Consider the following 15,943-nt stretch of genomic DNA (forward strand, 5'->3'; position numbering starts at 1 on the left):
GGTGGATGACGAAGCCGACGGCGACGAGATTGTCTTCCAGGTGATAGAGGAACGAGCCGCCGCCGGTGGACATGCCGAGCGGCCAGCCGAAGGAGTGCTGCACGAGGCCCTGCTTGTGGTTCTCGGGCTTCACCTCCCAGAGCTCCTTGATGCCGATCCCGAATTTCTGGGGCTGGCGGCCGCTCGAGAGGTCGAACTTGGCGATCAGCTGCTTGGCGAGCGAACCGCGCACACCCTCTCCAACAAGCACATATTTGCCCATGAGCGCCATGCCGCGCGCATAGTTCGGGCCGGGCTCGCCGTTCTTCTCGATGCCCATGTCGCCGGTCGCAACACCGATGACGGCACCCTCATCGTTGTAGAGCACTTCGGTCGCGGCGAAGCCCGGATAGATCTCGACGCCGAGTTCTTCCGCCTTCGTCGCCAGCCAGCGACAGACATTTCCGAGCGAGACGATGTAATTGCCGTGATTGCTCATCAGCGGCGGCATCATGATATTCGGCAGGCGCAGCGAGCCGGCGGGGCCGAGCAGCAGGAAGTGATCGGCATTCACCTCGGTATTGAAGGGATGGTCAGCCTCCGCGCGCCAGCCGGGAAGCAGGCGATCGATGCCGATGGGGTCGACGACGGCGCCGGAGAGGATATGAGCACCAACTTCGGAACCCTTCTCCAATACCACGACCGACAGTTCCGGATTGACCTGTTTCAGGCGGATGGCAGCTGAAAGGCCGGCCGGACCGGCGCCGACGATCACCACGTCGAATTCCATGCTCTCGCGTTCCGGCAGCTCAGTCATTTCGGTCATCAATCCGTCTCCGCTCGGCCTTCTCGAGGCCGTTCATCCCCATTCCTGAGGTACTCTCTTGTCAAAACCGGAAAACATTGTCGAGCCGGGAAGCGACAGCCAATCCTCCAATTCGCACAATGATGTTCCCTAGCACAGAAGATTATATGACGCTTACGTTAACGTCAATTATTGGCGTACCGTGAAAGCGTTCTTCGTGCTTTTCTTTCACGGGACTTGCGCCCTATAGAAAGGGCACAGGAAATGGAGGAAATCATGGATCTCGGCATCAAGGGCAAACGCGCACTCGTACTGGCTTCCTCGCGCGGCCTCGGGCTCGGCATTGCGAAGGCGCTGGCGCAGGAAGGGGCAAACGTTCTTCTCTGCGGGCGCAGCGGCGAGCAGCTGGACGCCAATTGCAAGGCGATCAATGAGCAAGGAAATGGCCGGGCCGACTGGATCTGGGCCGACCTTTCCGAGGACAATTTCATCGCGAGCGTAACGGCTGCCGTGCAGGAGAAATTCGGCGGGCTCGATATTCTCGTCAACAATACCGGCGGCCCGACGCCCGGCACGACCGAGGACATGTCGCCGGAAAAGCTCGAAACCTATTTTCTCTCCATGGTCGCGCGCGTCATTACGCTGACCAACGCCCTGCTGCCCGGCATGAAGGCGCAGGGCTGGGGCCGCATCCTGACAGTCGCCTCGTCAGGGGTGATCGAGCCGATCGCCAATCTGGCACTGTCGAACACGCTGCGCCCGGCCCTTGCAGGCTGGAGCAAGACGCTCGCATCGGAAGTGGCCGGCCATGGCATCACCACCAACCTGCTTCTCCCCGGCAGCATTCTCACCGCACGGCTCGACGACCTCGACGGTGCGGCCGCCAAACGGACCGGCAAGAGCGTCGAGGAGATTCGCGTGGAGAAGGAAGCACGCATTCCGGTCGGGCGGTACGGCAAGGTGGAGGAATTCGCCGCAACGGCGGCCTTCCTCTGCAGCCAGCCGGCAAGCTACATCACCGGATCGCTGATCCGTTGCGACGGGGGTGCTGCGCGCTCCGTCTGAGCAACTGCATCATCCAGCAGCGGCCCATGCTTTGACGCTGTCGATCATCTCGCCGGCATAGGTCGGATCGTCTGCAAATTCTGCGAGTTCCGACAGGCGGTGGAAGCCGGTGAGGATAGCGATGCGCCAGCGGTCGAGCCGGCGGCCGGTCAGCGTCTCGTAGGCCGAGACGATGCGTGATGTCAGATCGGGCGAGATGAAGTTCGAATAGATGAACTCCTGATGCAGCGGGCCGAAGCCTGAATCCGAGAAATCATAGAGGCCGTTCAGCCTGCCCTCAGCATGGTCGAACGCCATATTCCAGCCATGACCGTCGAAGAAGCCGTAAATGACCCCGTAAGGATCTGGCGGTAAAGCAATGAAATCCCAGATAATCCTTTCTGCATAACTTACCAGCTCGGACGACAGCAGCGGTAGCGCCTTTTCCCGCACCGCGTCAGGTGATTGCCAAGGCAGGATCGGTCCGGCACCGAGCGCGCGCAGGCGGTCGGCATCGAGAGCATGCAGTTCGGCATAGAAGCGGGCGAGATCGTCGCCGAGGCGCTGGCGGGCCGCTTCCGGCAGACGCTCGTAATCGCCGGCGATGAGATGTTCGCCCCGGATCTTGGCATGGCTGGAGAAGATCGGCGGGCCGTCATGGATGCGCATATCGGGAACCGCCATCGACAGCGACGGCCTGATGATGCCGAGAAGGGCCGCCTCTTTGACCAGTGCCCTCTCCGCCGCCAGATCGCGCGGGAACTTGAAGATCAGCCTGTCATCCACATCGATGGCTATCGAATCCCAGCCCTTCGTCGCGAGCCGAAAAACGGAGGCCGTAAGCTCCGGAAAGATGTTGGTGATGAGTGAACGAAATTCACCGGCATTCAACTCGGCCATGACTGTCTGCCTCTGCGTTTTCCAGGTTCTATCCCGCGCACAGGACCTGCAATTCGGAGCAAATAGTGTTCGCCAATACAGCCTGCGCTGGCAGGTCACCAAGGCGGAGGACGCTGCCTATCCGACTATATATTAGTATAGTTTGAATATTACAGAATGTTCATTACCAAAATTTAAGCCATTATAACCGCTTAGTGATCATCGCCGGGGTGATTATGTCTTTTTTGCGCCGCAATATAGGCGGCTCAATCAGCGCGGAAAATCACGCAATCTGCCCAACAAAACCGGTTTCGCTAATGAAGAAATTTTGGATCACCGTCACTATTGTAGCCGTGGCCGCGGTTGGCTTCTGGCAGTTCGGGGACAAGATCCCCTATGCTTCACGCATCCCCTATCTGTCACAGTTCATCAACAAGCCTGAGGGCAGCCAGAATAACGGCCATCAGCAGGCGCAGGCCGATCAGGCCCAGAGCGGCGGCGGGCAGCAGGGTGGTCAACAGCAGGGTGGCGGGCGCAGGCGTGGCGCGAACGGTGGTCCCACCATGATCAAGACCGTGGCAGCCGTGAAGGCCGCTCTGCCCATGGATGTGACGGCGACCGGTTGGGCCGATGCCGAGGATAATACGACGATTGCCGCACAGGAACAGGGCCTCGTCGTCAGCATCGAGTCCGAAGACGGTGCGACGGTCAAGGAGGGCGATCTGATCGCCAAGCTGGACGACCGGACGGCCAAGGCCGCCGTCGACAAGGACAATGCGATGATCGTGCGCGATACGGCAACACTCGCAGAATCCGAGACGGCGCTGACCCGGGCGCAGGATCTCTTCAACCAGAAGGCCGGCACCCAGCAGAGCCTCGATCAGGCCAGGGCTGCCCGCGATACCGCCGCCGCGACCGTCGAAGCCGATAAGGCCACGCTCGCTTCGGACCAGGTCATCCTTGAGCATACCGATATTCGTGCGCCTTTCGACGGCAGGCTCGGTGATATCGCTCTCAGCAAGGGCGCTTTCGTCAATGCGGGTGCGGCCATCGTCACCATCGCCAAATACGATCCGATCTATGTGAAATTCCACCTGCAGGAACGTTACCTGCGTGAACTGAAGAAGGCGCTGGCTGTTGGTCCGGTCGAAGTCAGCACGGCGCCCAATTCCACCAAGGGAAGGGTGCGCAAGGGCGAGATCAGCTTCTACGACAACACGGTCGACACGGCATCGGGCACGATCCTTGCCAAGGCGAAGTTCGAAAACGCCTCGGGCGCTCTGTGGCCCGGCCAGTCAGTCAATATCGTCGTGCATTTCAACAATGACGAGCAGCAGGTGGTCGTGCCGACGGTTGCCGTCAGCCCCGGCCCAGACGGCTTCTTCGCCTTCGTGGCCAAGGACGGCAAATCGCATCTGACACCGGTTACGGTCGCCCGCGCCAACGGCGGCTTCACCGCCATCGCGTCAGGCCTTTCGGAGGGCGACCATGTGGTCGTCGAAGGCCAGGGCCAGCTCAGCGACCAGCAGGCGGTCAACGAACAATTCGACGACAAGATGCTCAACGTCGCGTCCGCTGACGTGCCTCAGCAACAGCAGCAGGCCGAGACGATTGCGGTGGGGGCTGAGCAATGATCCCGAATTTCTGTATTCAGCGCCCGGTCGCAACGACGCTGCTTGCGATCGGCGTCATCCTGGCGGGCCTCGCGGGTTATCGGCTCGTGCCGGTTGCGGCTCTGCCGCAGGTCGACTTCCCGACCATCAACGTTTCGGCGCAGCTGAGCGGCGCCTCACCGCAGACGATGGCGACTTCGGTCTCGACACCGTTGATCAAGCAGTTCGAGACGATTCCCGGTATCAGCGAAATAAGCGCGTCGAGTTCGCTCGGCAGCACCAGCATCGTGCTGCAATTCGACCTGAACCGCGATATCGATGCGGCCGCCGCCGACGTGCAGGCGGCCATTTCGCATGCGACGCGGCAGCTGCCCGACAACATGACGACACCCCCGAGCTACCGCAAGACGAACCCGGCCGATGCGCCGATCATGCTGCTTTCGGTGCAGAGCAACACCATGCCGCGCAGCAAGCTCGACGAGATCGCCGAAGACATTATTTCGCCATCGCTGTCGACGCTTCCGGGCGTCGCCCAGGTCAGTGTGTTCGGTGCGCAGACCTATGCCGTGCGCGTCGAAGTCGATCCCAACAAGCTGCTCACCCGCGGCATCGGCATCGACACCGTCAACAAGGCGCTGGCGGCTGCCAACAGCCAACAGCCGGTCGGCACGCTGCAGAACAATTCGCAGGCCATGACCATCACGGCGAATACGCAGCGCACCAACGCCGAGCAGTTCCGTTCGCTCGTCATCGCCAATCCGAACGGCGCGCCGGTCCATCTCGGCGATATCGCCGATGTGCAGGACAGCGTCGAAAACCAGTATACGGGCAGCTGGTATGACGGCCAGCGCGGCATCATCCTCGCCATCCAGCGCCAGCCGGACGCCAATACGGTCGACGTCGTCGACGCGATCAACGCCAAGCTGCCGCAGCTTCACGCCGAGATCCCGCCTTCGGTCAACACCGTCATCATGAACGATGCCGCAAAGCCGATCCGCGATGCGATCTCCGACGTGAAGTTCACGCTGCTCCTGACGATCGGCCTCGTCGTTCTCGTCATCTATCTCTTCACCGGCCATGCGACCGCAACGATCATTCCGGGACTTGCCGTTCCGCTGTCGCTGATCTCGACCTTCGGCATGATGTATGTGCTGGGCTATAGTATCGACAATATCTCGCTGCTGGGTTTGACGCTGGCGGTGGGCCTCGTGGTGGACGACGCGATCGTCATGCTGGAAAACATCCTGCGCCATGTCGAGGAAGGCATGCCGGTGCGGGAGGCGGCGATCAAGGGTGCGGGCGAAGTCAGCTACACGATCATCTCCATGTCGGTGTCACTGATCGCGGTCTTCATCCCGATCCTCCTGATGGGCGGTGTGGTCGGCCGCGTGTTCAACGAATTCGGCATGGTGGTGGCGATCGCCATCATCGCTTCGGCGATCGTGTCGCTGACGGTGACGCCGATGCTCGGCTCGCGCCTTTCCAACAACCACAGCCGTCCGCCACTGCTCATCCGCGTCTTCGATGCCGGTTTCGAGCGGACGCTGCGCGGTTACGACAATGCGGTCGGCTGGTGCCTTCGCCACCGTCCCTTCATCCTCGGGATCTTCTTCGCTTCCGTCGCGCTGACGATCTATTTCTTCATGACGCTGCCGACGAGCTTCTTCCCGCAGGAGGATATCGGCCGCCTGACGATCAGCACGCAGGCGCGACAGGACATTTCCTATTCGGCGATGCAGGCCCTGCAGCAGCAGGCTGCCGCGATCGTCAAGGCGAACCCGGCCGTCAACCATGTGATGTCGACGATCGGTGGCAACCCCAACAAGCCGCAGAACAACGGCTCGATGTTCGTCGAACTGAAGGACAAGAAGCAGCGTGTGCCGCTTGACCAGACATTGCGCGAGCTGCGCACTGACATCAACAAGATCCCCGGCCTGCAGGCCTTCGTGACACCGAACCAGAGCCTGCGCTTCGGCGGCCGCCAGACCGCCAGCCAATATCAGCTGGTCATACAGGCGCTGAATGCCGACCAGACCAACCTTTGGGCCGGCAAGATTCAAGCCGCGATGCGCGCCGACCACCTGTTCACCGACGTGACCTCGGATGCGCAGAACAATGCCCTGCAGGCCAATATCGTCATCGATACCGAGCGGGCAGCCGCCTACGGGATCGACAACGATACGCTGCGCACGACGCTGCAGGAATCCTTCAGCGGCTTTGCGGCCGCAGAAATCCAGTCGACCGGCGACAGCTACGACGTCATCGTCGAATATGACACGAGCAAACCCTGGGACGACCAGAAGCTTTCGGAAATCCGCGTCGCTTCTTCCAACGGCAGCCTGGTGCCGCTGTCGAACTTCGCGCATGTCGAACGCACGGTCGGGCCTGTCACCATCAACCAGACGGGACAGCTCGTCTCGACCACCGTGTCCTTCAACCTGCCGGAAGGCGTATCGCTGAGCGACGCGACGGCCAGGATCGAGCAGATCAAGAAGGATCTCGACATGCCGGCCGACGTCTTCACGTCCTATGGCGGTACGGCAGAGATCTTCCAGCAGTCGCAGGGCAATACGCCCTATCTGATCCTGGCGGCTGTTCTGACCATCTATGTCGTTCTCGGCGTGCTCTATGAAAGCTTCATCCACCCGCTGACCATCCTCTCCGGCCTGCCGGCGGCGGCCTTCGGGGCACTGCTCGCGCTGAAGATCATGGGCTTCGACCTGTCGATCATCGCCCTCATCGGCCTCCTGATGCTGATCGGTATCGTCAAAAAGAACGCGATCATGATGATCGACGTGGCGGTGGAGACGATGCGAACGACGGGCGAGAAGGCGACAGCGGCGATCCACGAAGCCTGCGTGCGACGGTTCCGCCCGATCATGATGACGACCTTCTGCGCCCTGCTCGGCGCCCTGCCGATCGCGCTCGGCACAGGTGCGAGCTCGGAGCTGCGTCAGCCGCTCGGCATCGCCGTCGTCGGCGGCCTCATCGTCTCGCAGATGCTGACGCTGTTCATCACCCCGGTCATCTTCGTCGAGATGGACCGCTTCGGAAATTTCCTCCACCGCATGCTCAGCCGCAGGAAGACGGAAGAGCATGTGGCAGCGGAAGCGCGGGCGATGGCCGCGGAATAGAGAGACAGAAAGGGCGCCTTCCGGCGCCCATTCGCATCAGCGGCCTTCGACCAGCTTTGGGAAATCGGCGACCAGCGTATCCCGCGTCTCGAAGCTGATCGGATTGTCGCTGTAGCGGTGATTGGCGATATAGAGCCTCGCAAAGATCAGCCGCCTGTCGCCCCTCGTCGCCCAGCCGACAAACCAGCCGAGCGGGCGTTCGTAATTGGTCTTGCCGGCGGTGTTGCGCAGCCAGCCGGCGCCGGTCTTGCCTTGGATATCCCAGCCGTCGGTCGCCTGGAAATGCGGGACAATCGCCTCTGTCATCTGTCGCGCACGTTCCGAAATCGACAGGCTGCCGGTCCGGAAACGGCGCAGGAACCTGACCTGATCCTCGGCCGAGATCTTCAGCGAGGACATCAGCCAGGATTCGGTCAGCCCATCCGTATTGCCAGGCCCGCCCGTAACATCCTGATTGCCGTAGCCGAAACGCCTGACGTAATCGGCAAAGGCGCGCTTGCCGAGCTTGCGGGTCAGCGCCTGTGAGAACCAGACGATGGAATCCCGCTCCCAGATGGTCGGATCGGTATCCTTCTGCTCGCGCGGGGACCGCTTGAGCTTCGGATCATATGGCCAGAGCGGATTGTGCTCGTCGACCAAAATGCCGGAATCATAACCCATCATGGCCAAAGGCAGTTTGAAGGTCGACTGCGGATAGAAGCCCTGATCGCAATTGCCCTGACGATAGATCGTGTCACCGGTCTTCTCATCGATGATGACGGTGCAGCGGATCGGATCGGCCGCATATGCCGGCCCACTGACCACGGAAATTGCTGTAATACTTATGGAAAATGCCAGAAAAAGAAGTCTTTCGAAAGCCACTTTCGTTCTCCATATGGTTCGACCTCGGCTTTCTAGGCCAGCCTGGAAGGCCCGATCAAACGATGATATTTCCGGTCAGGCATAAATCAGATTAGGCCATTGCCATGGTTCGACCATATTTGCCGCTGAATTCGCTGCGCGCCTTCGAGGCGGCGGCGCGGCATCTTTCCTTTACCCGGGCGGCCATCGAACTCTGTGTTACGCAGGCGGCCGTCAGCCATCAGGTCAAGCTTCTGGAACGGCGGCTCGGCGTCAGCCTGTTTCGTCGCCTGCCGCGCGGGCTGATGATCACGGAAGAAGGGCTCGCGCTCTTACCGGCGCTGCAGGATTCCTTCGACCGCATGGCCGATATGCTGGAGCGCTTCGAGGGCGGGCATGTGCGCGAAGTCCTGAAGCTCGGCGCCGTCGGCACGCTGGCCGTCGGCTGGCTCCTGCCGCGACTTGCCGATTTCCGCGAGCAATATCCCTTCATCGATCTCAGGCTTTCGACCAATAACAACCGCGTCGATATTGCCGCCGAGGGTCTCGACTATACGATCAAGTTCGGCAACGGCGCCTGGCACGACATAGAGGCCGAAGCCCTGTTCGAAGCGCCGCTTTCGGTGCTCTGCGTTCCCTCGATCGCCCGCCAGCTCTCCTCCCCCGAAGACGTCGCCCATCAGACGCTGCTGCGCTCCTACCGCGCCGATGAATGGCCTGGTTGGTTCGAGACGGCAGGCGTCACACCGCCGCCGATCCGGGGCATGGTCTTCGATTCCTCAGTGCTGATGATCGAGGCGGCGCTGCAGGGCGCGGGCGTGGCGCTGGCGCCACCCTTGATGTTTTCCCGCCAGCTTGCGGCGGGCGAGCTGGAGCAGCCCTTCCCGATCTGGATTTCCAAGGGCAGCTACTGGCTGATGCGGCTCAAATCCCGCTCCGTCACGCCTGCCATGGAGATGTTCCGCAAGTGGATCGGCAGGATGGCCGAGGAGACGCGGATGCAGCTCGGAAACTGATGAGAGCGGGTTGCTTTCCGACTTCTCCTGTGCGATCACGCCCCTCTCAAAACACCTTCGAGGGCGCAGCAAAGCGCCCTTTCGCATTTCGGGGTATCCGCCCCGGCTCATAGATTTTCGACATATTTGATAGGGAGCACGGCCATGGCACGGGCGCTTGGGCTTGACTTCGGCACGACCAATACTGTTCTGGCGCTGGCCGATGGCGGCGCAGACACGCATTCCATATCGCTTACCAGCAGCGCCGGCACGGCCGACAGCATGCGCACCGCGCTCTCTTTCATGAAGGATCCGCAGCTCGGTGCTTCGGCGCTGAAGGTCGAGGCCGGGCACGCGGCGATCCAGCAGTTCATCGACAATCCCGGCGACTGTCGTTTCCTGCAGTCGATCAAGACCTTTGCTGCGAGCGCCCTCTTCCAGGGCACGATCATCTTCGGCAAGCGGCAGAGCTTCGAAGACCTGATGGAAATCTTCATCCGGCGCCTTCGCCATTACGCAGGCGAGAACTGGCCCGAAGATACCGGCCGCATCATTGCGGGCCGTCCGGTGCATTTTGCCGGCGCCAGTCCGGACCCGGTGCTGGCGGTGCAGCGCTACAACGAGGCGCTGACGCGCTTCGGCTTTCCGGAAATTCATTATGTCTACGAGCCTGTTGCGGCCGCCTTCTACTTCGCGCAGAACCTGAAGTCCGATGCGACCGTTCTGGTCGCCGACTTCGGCGGTGGTACGACGGACTATTCGCTGATCCGCTTCGAGACCAGGGCCGGCAAACTGACGGCAACGCCGATCGGCCATTCCGGTGTCGGCGTCGCCGGCGATCATTTCGACGCGCGCATGATCGACAACATCGTCGCGCCACTGATCGGCAAGGGCAGCCATTTCAAGAGCTTCGACAAGATCCTTGAGGTGCCGTCAAACTACTATGCGAGCTTCAGCCGCTGGAACCAGCTGTCAATCTTCAAGACATCGCGGGAATTCGAGGATCTGAAGAAGCTGGTGCGTACGGCGCTGGAACCGGAGAAACTGGAAACCTTTGTCGATCTCATCGATCATGACGAAGGCTATCCGCTCTATCAGGCGGTCTCGGCAACGAAGATGGCGCTTTCCTCCGCGGAGGAAGCACCCTTCGATTTCGCCCCGCTCGGGCGCGGCGGCCACCGCATGATCAAGCGCAGCGATTTCGAAAGCTGGATCGTCGACGACCTCGCCCGCATCGAAGGCGCGCTCGACGAGGTGCTGGAAAAGACCAATACGGATGCATCCGGCATCGACAAGGTGTTCCTGACGGGCGGCACATCCTTCGTGCCGGCCGTGCGGCGCATCTTCACCGAGCGCTTCGACAGGGACAAGATCGAGACCGGCGGCGAACTGCTCTCGATCGCGCATGGTCTGGCGCTGATCGGCGAACGCGACGATATCAACCAGTGGACTGTGCAATAACGGCCGAAAGGGCGCCGGCAAGCCTGCCCGCCCTTTCATTGCCGTTTTCGCTCCGCTAGAGTCCTACCATGATCTCCGCCAACGACCTGAGTCCGGCCGAACTTGCAGCACTTCTGCATTTCCATGCGGAGGCGGGTGTGGACTGGCTGTTGGAAGAAGAGCCGGTCGACCGTTTCGCCGAGTTCGAGGCGATGAAGGCTGCGCGCCGTTCGGCGGCACCGGCCGCGCAACCGCAGCCGGAAAGACAAGCGCCACCTGAGAGGCAGGCGGCCTCCCGCCCTGCCCCGTCAGCGCCGCAGCAGCACGCAGCCGCATCGGCTCCTGCCTCACGGCCACAACCGGCAATTCCCGACGGTGAAGCGGTGCAGCAGGCGCGGTTTGCTGCCGAGAGTGCCCGCTCGCTTGCAGAACTGAAGACGGCACTTGAAGCCTTCAATGGCTGCAATCTGAAAAACAGCGCCCGCTCGACCATTTTCGCAAGCGGCGATCCGGCAAGCGGCATCATGGTGATCGGCCCGGCGCCAGGTGCCGATGACGAGCGCGAGGGATCGGCCTTTGCCGGCAGGCAGGGCCAGCTGCTGGACCGGATGCTGGCCTCGATCGGCCTTGAGCGGTCAGCCATTCTCCTGACGCAGATCATTCCCTGGCGTCCGCCGGGCAACCGCATGCCGTCTGCGGCCGAAACAGAGATCTGCCGTCCTTTCATCGAGCGACAGATCGCACTCGCCGAACCGCGTGCCATCTTGCTCCTCGGCAATTATACGGCGCGCTTCTTCTTCGGCGAAACTGACACGATCCACGGGCTTCGCGGCCGGTGGAAGGAGATCGCTGTCGCAGATCAGGTCATTCCGGCCATCGCCAGCCTGCATCCGCAAGACCTGTTAACCGCGCCTGTAAACAAGCGGCTGGCCTGGAGCGATCTACTGGCCTTCCAGGCTAGACTTAAAGAGCTGTCTCTGCTTACGAATTAGCCAAGTTTGAAAATATTATGAATTGGCCCATGCAATATACGCATGGCTGCATCCTGCAAGGGTGCATTGAAGAATCAATGCTGCACTGCAATATAGAAGGCGTGTCTTGGGAGGAATGAACAGGAACCAAGGCCATGAGCAAGCGTTTTCGTCCTATACATTGCGGGTTTGAAACCCTGCGCCAAGCAAGCGATCAGGTTCGCACCACACAGGGCTACAGCCGTTTCGGCTTTGCCACGAACGAACAGATGATCGCCCGCGGTACCGGCATCAACAGCCGTACTTCGCGTCCGGCAATGATCTTCGCGGATTTCCAGGAATATTGAAAATCCCGGCACAATGATCCGGCAGGCGGTTCGCCTGCCTTTTCGCATTTCAAAAAGTAACGACCGATGTCAACAATTCTGATTTCACTGCTGCGTCATCTCGACTCTTTCGAGCATATCCGTGCTGCCGTCTGCGCCGCGCACGAATATCGCCGCGAGCTTTGCGACACGCCGTCCGAGGTGAAGACCCCGGCTTCCGCCATCGCACTCTGATCAGGCGCCTGCGCTCTCGAATCTTTCCTTCGCGGATTCGAAGGCTTCGTCCACATAGGCGAACTTGATCGCCTGCCAGCTGACATATTCCTTCAGGAAATCGCGCGACAGCCACAGTTGCGACTTCTTCGGCTCGTCGTACCAGCCGAGACAACCGCGCTGCGCACCCTTGGCGAGCAGCCGCTGGAGGTGCGTGCGCGACATCATGAAATCACCGGCAAGCGCGCGGGTTTCAACCTTGCCGATCGCCAGCCGTGCCGGATCGGTTCCTTCGAGATCGAGCCGGGACATGAAATGATCGATGACCATACCGCCCGCTTCCGTCCAGAGGAACAGCGCCACCTGCTCAGGCGGTTCGCGCCAGTTGATATCCTCGAGGCAGCTAGAGGCGACCCGCGGCTGGATCCGGCGGAAAAGCGTGGGATTTTCCTGCAGAAATGCCGCCCGGCTTCCGCCATCGATGAGATCAAGCGCGCCGAGGTTAGCGTGCAACCAGCCGAACATTGCCTGGTGGCTGACTTCGGCCGGCTCGAAATGGCGAGGACGGCGGCGTTCGTCACCGGGCGTATGGGTGATGAAGCGGTAGGTGAAGAGTTCTTCGATGAAGGCAAGCACCGTGTTGCGGCTGGCGATCTTGTGCGCCGTGATCTTGCCGGTCAGCCGGACGGCGGTGAAACCCGAAGTCACGTCCCGGGGATCATATTCCAGATGCAGCGCATAGGCCGTCTGTGTCAGCAGCCAGCGTTGATGCGAGGCCAGCAGGCGCGCCAGCCGCGGCCCCGCATCAAACATGCCGCGCATTTGCCCGGCCAGAAAGCGAATGCTCACTACAAAAGAGGGGTTCTGCGCCAGTTCTTCTGCCGTGAACGCCATAATGCTTTTCCTCAACCCTCGCTCGCAAGCCAGCGTTCGGAGCAGCGATACCGAAACTCCCCCGGCATCCATGGCCTATCGATTATGCACGGCTTTGAATAAATGAAAGTAATTCACTTTCATAACCATATTTTTGCCAAAAGCGATATCCCAAGATTTCACCATCCCATTCTCTTTTGAGGGGCGGGTGGTGTATTTTTTCAATCAGCGCGCTAGGAAATTCGACTTATGGTATAGGTTCAGCCGCTCAGGATTGCGGCGCACCGGCTTTTCGCGCTTCGCGACGCTCAAGGCCAAGCTGGTGCTCGCGGTAGATGATGAAGATGCCGGCGGCAATGACGATGACCGTGCCGAAAAGCATCGTACTGCTCGGAACGTCGCCGAACACATAGTAAGCGACGATGCCGCCAAGCAGGATCGAGCTGTATTCGAAGGGAGCGACGGTGGAAACATCCGCGTGCCGGTAGCTCTCGGTCAGGAGGATCTGCGCCACACCACCGCAGAAACCGGCAGCGATGAGGAAAAGAGCCGAGGACCAGTCGAGCAGAAGCCAGCCGAAGGGGACGGTCGCCAAGGAGAAGACCGAAGCGGTGATCGAGAAGTAGAGCACGATCGTCGCCGTCTTCTCTTCCTCGACGAGGCGGCGCACCTGGATCATCGCCATGCCGCCGAGCACGGCCGACAAAAGTACGCAGAGCGCGCCGGTTGCCTGTTCGGCCGCCATGCCACCTTCCCGGAACAAGGTCAGCTTCGGCCAGGAGATGATGGCGACACCGATGATGCCGAAGCAGACAGCACTCCAGCGATAGACGCGTACCGTCTCCCCCAGGAAGACCGCCGCGAAAATGACGGCGACGAGGGGCGTGGCATAACCGAGTGCGATCGCCTCCGGCAGCGGCAGATGCAAAAGCCCGTAGAAGCCGAGCCCCATCGAGATGATGCCGAGCGTGCCGCGCTTCAGATGGCCGATCGGATTGGCGGTGTAGAAGGCAGAGCGCAACTGACGCCGGTAGCCGAGATAGGCCATGATCGGAAACAGCGCGAAGAAGGAGCGGCAGAAAGTCACCTGTCCCGGCGGGATATCCGACCCAGCCAGCTTGATGAATGTCTGCATGGCCAGGAAGACCACGACCGACGAGACTTTCAGCGCAATGCCTCTCATCGGGTTTCTGAGAACCGATTCCATAATCCAGGCTCTTATGCGGGCATGCCGAGCGGGGGAGACGCGTTCGACTCGAACGCAGCGGATGATTTCTTCATCGTAACCGAAGAAATGCACCGGTGGGAAAAAATCTGCGCGCGGTAGAGCGCAGTGCATCCATTCGGACGCACGAAGGACGCTCTAACTCTTGGAGCCGACGCATCAGTCTTTCCGAAAATCGATTCCGATTTTCGGGCCGATGCTGTGGGCAGCAAGTATTTACCCGCTTTTTGTCTGCCGCTTTTCTGTGCAATTCCGTTTTCTGATGAAAAAACTTCGCGTTTTACGCTTATTCGCCCGAAAATGTTCGCATCCGCACCCATTGCGTTAACCGGTTGCAAACCATGCCACCGCATCGTTCTCAGCTAATTAATCATACAAAAGAATCGCATTCGTTCCGCAGCCCGTCGCGTCAGATTATTTTTCAGGATCTTTTTGATGAAGCCGCTCAGCGCAGAGATCGTTTCCCAGTCGCAGAACGCAACGCCCCGCTCGATGCGTGTCGTCACCGATGGCATCAGCACGGATCTGGAGCGCTTCAGCGCCGACAACACCAGCATCGTCAAGCAGATCAAGCTGCTTGCCATCAACGCGCTGATCGAGGCGGCCCGCGCCGGCGAAACCGGCAAGGGCTTTGCCGTCGTCGCCAATGAAGTGCAGCGGCTGGCGCAGATCGCCACCGAGATCACCAGCAAGTTCGAAAGCAATGTGCTCGGGCGCATCGGTCTCAGCCGTGCGATGGCGGATTCGCTCGTCACCGAGATGGAAGGCGTGCGGTTGACCGATCTCGCGCAGACGCTGGTTCAGCTCATCGTGCGCAACCTCTTCGAACGCACCGCCGACGTGCGCTGGTGGGCGACGGATCCGGCGCTCTGGCAGGCATTGCAGGAGCCGGAGAAGGACCGGGTCGCCTTCGCGGCCGAACGGCTCGGCGTCATCAACCGCTTCTATACCGTCTATCTCGACCTCGTCATGACCGATCTCTCCGGCAGGGTGATCGCATCGGCCAACCCGACCTTCCAGCGCAAGATATCAGGTTCATCGCTTGCCGGGGATCCCTGGTTCAGGGCCGCGGCGGGCTGCGCCTCCGGCGACGACTATATCGTCGACGAAGTAAAACCGAGCCTTCTCCACGACCAGCGCCATGCGCTCGTTTATGCGACCGGCATCCGTGAAGGCGGCAAGCTCGACGGCAAGCTCCTGGGTACGCTCGGCGTCTATTTCGACTGGCAGAATCAGGGTCAGGCGATTGTCGAGAAGGAAGCGAACCTGCCGCCGCAGCTTGCTGAAAAGACCACCGTCATGCTGCTCGACGGAGCAAGCCGTGTGATCGCCAGCACCAATCCGGCCATGCTCTTCACCCATTTCGCGCTCGCCAACCAGACCGGTCAGTCCAAGGGTAGTTATTACGACAATAACGGCTCGATCGTCGCCTTTGCGCGCACGCTCGGCTACGAGGATTATGACGGGCTCGGCTGGTATGGCGTTGTCATCCAGCAAACGGAAAGCGACGCCGAAATCAAGACTGCGCTCAATCTCAAATAGCAGTCTTCCCCTTTCAGCTGCACATGCACGACAATTTGACCATAATAAATTGGCTGTGAACTTC

The 15,943-nt window shown here is 60.6% G+C and carries 14 protein-coding genes; 9 read left to right on the forward strand and 5 right to left on the reverse strand.

Features of this window, described 5'->3' with window-relative positions:
• A partial coding sequence (locus PMI11_RS30665) for an NAD(P)/FAD-dependent oxidoreductase (RefSeq protein ID WP_007825237.1) occupies window positions 1-805 on the reverse strand: 805 nt, incomplete at its 3' end.
• Between the two features lie 255 nt (window positions 806-1,060).
• Between PMI11_RS30665 and PMI11_RS30670 the strand changes: the two genes are divergently transcribed.
• Entirely contained in the window at window positions 1,061-1,849 is a 789-nt protein-coding gene (locus PMI11_RS30670) for an SDR family oxidoreductase (RefSeq protein ID WP_007825239.1), read from the forward strand.
• Window positions 1,850-1,858: 9 nt separating this feature from the next.
• On the opposite strand, the gene PMI11_RS30675 is transcribed toward PMI11_RS30670, so the two are convergent.
• Complete coding sequence (locus tag PMI11_RS30675) at window positions 1,859-2,728, reverse strand: phosphotransferase family protein (protein WP_007825242.1); 870 nt, start codon at window positions 2,726-2,728, stop codon at window positions 1,859-1,861.
• Between the two features lie 296 nt (window positions 2,729-3,024).
• Between PMI11_RS30675 and PMI11_RS30680 the strand changes: the two genes are divergently transcribed.
• Together PMI11_RS30680 and PMI11_RS30685 are read left to right on the forward strand one after the other, a co-directional pair.
• A complete protein-coding gene (locus tag PMI11_RS30680; protein WP_007825244.1) occupies window positions 3,025-4,341 on the forward strand; it encodes an efflux RND transporter periplasmic adaptor subunit in 1,317 nt (438 codons plus the stop codon).
• Window positions 4,338-7,454, forward strand: coding sequence for an efflux RND transporter permease subunit (locus PMI11_RS30685; protein WP_007825247.1), 3,117 nt, complete (start codon window positions 4,338-4,340; stop codon window positions 7,452-7,454). The genes PMI11_RS30680 and PMI11_RS30685 overlap by 4 nt, the downstream gene beginning before the upstream one ends.
• 36 nt (window positions 7,455-7,490) lie before the next feature.
• Here PMI11_RS30685 and blaOXA read toward each other — a convergent pair whose 3' ends face one another.
• Window positions 7,491-8,315 carry a class D beta-lactamase gene (gene blaOXA / locus PMI11_RS30690; RefSeq protein ID WP_007825249.1) on the reverse strand — a complete coding sequence of 275 codons (825 nt, stop codon included), beginning with the start codon at window positions 8,313-8,315 and terminating at the stop codon, window positions 7,491-7,493.
• Window positions 8,316-8,419: 104 nt separating this feature from the next.
• On the opposite strand from blaOXA, the gene PMI11_RS30695 reads away from it, so the two are divergent.
• The 5 genes from PMI11_RS30695 to PMI11_RS37815 all read left to right on the forward strand — a co-directional run bounded on the left by PMI11_RS30695 (window position 8,420) and on the right by PMI11_RS37815 (window position 12,260).
• Window positions 8,420-9,310 (forward strand): LysR family transcriptional regulator, encoded by an 891-nt coding sequence (locus tag PMI11_RS30695; RefSeq protein WP_007825250.1) that lies wholly within the window; start codon window positions 8,420-8,422, stop codon window positions 9,308-9,310.
• Between the two features lie 144 nt (window positions 9,311-9,454).
• The gene (locus PMI11_RS30700; RefSeq protein ID WP_007825252.1) at window positions 9,455-10,750 is read left to right on the forward strand and encodes an Hsp70 family protein; all 1,296 of its coding nucleotides are present in this window, start codon (window positions 9,455-9,457) and stop codon (window positions 10,748-10,750) included.
• A gap of 68 nt (window positions 10,751-10,818) precedes the next feature.
• Window positions 10,819-11,721 carry a uracil-DNA glycosylase gene (locus PMI11_RS30705; protein ID WP_007825254.1) on the forward strand — a complete coding sequence of 301 codons (903 nt, stop codon included), beginning with the start codon at window positions 10,819-10,821 and terminating at the stop codon, window positions 11,719-11,721.
• Window positions 11,722-11,855: 134 nt separating this feature from the next.
• Window positions 11,856-12,047 (forward strand): hypothetical protein, encoded by a 192-nt coding sequence (locus PMI11_RS30710; protein ID WP_007825256.1) that lies wholly within the window; start codon window positions 11,856-11,858, stop codon window positions 12,045-12,047.
• Between the two features lie 66 nt (window positions 12,048-12,113).
• Window positions 12,114-12,260, forward strand: a complete 147-nt coding sequence (locus PMI11_RS37815) for a hypothetical protein (RefSeq protein WP_162831973.1) — start codon at window positions 12,114-12,116, stop codon at window positions 12,258-12,260.
• Here PMI11_RS37815 and PMI11_RS30715 read toward each other — a convergent pair whose 3' ends face one another.
• Both PMI11_RS30715 and PMI11_RS30720 read right to left on the reverse strand, forming a co-directional pair.
• Window positions 12,261-13,133 (reverse strand): hypothetical protein, encoded by an 873-nt coding sequence (locus PMI11_RS30715; protein WP_007825258.1) that lies wholly within the window; start codon window positions 13,131-13,133, stop codon window positions 12,261-12,263.
• Between the two features lie 247 nt (window positions 13,134-13,380).
• Window positions 13,381-14,319, reverse strand: coding sequence for a DMT family transporter (locus tag PMI11_RS30720; RefSeq protein ID WP_007825260.1), 939 nt, complete (start codon window positions 14,317-14,319; stop codon window positions 13,381-13,383).
• A 453-nt stretch (window positions 14,320-14,772) separates the two neighbouring features.
• Here PMI11_RS30720 and PMI11_RS38450 point away from each other — a divergent pair, with 453 nt between their 5' ends.
• A complete protein-coding gene (locus PMI11_RS38450; RefSeq protein WP_007825263.1) occupies window positions 14,773-15,879 on the forward strand; it encodes a methyl-accepting chemotaxis protein in 1,107 nt (368 codons plus the stop codon).
• The last annotated feature ends 64 nt before the right edge of the window (window positions 15,880-15,943 follow it).

The sequence above is a fragment of the Rhizobium sp. CF142 genome (genome assembly GCF_000281145.1).
In the GTDB taxonomy this organism is placed as follows: Bacteria; Pseudomonadota; Alphaproteobacteria; order Rhizobiales; family Rhizobiaceae; genus Rhizobium.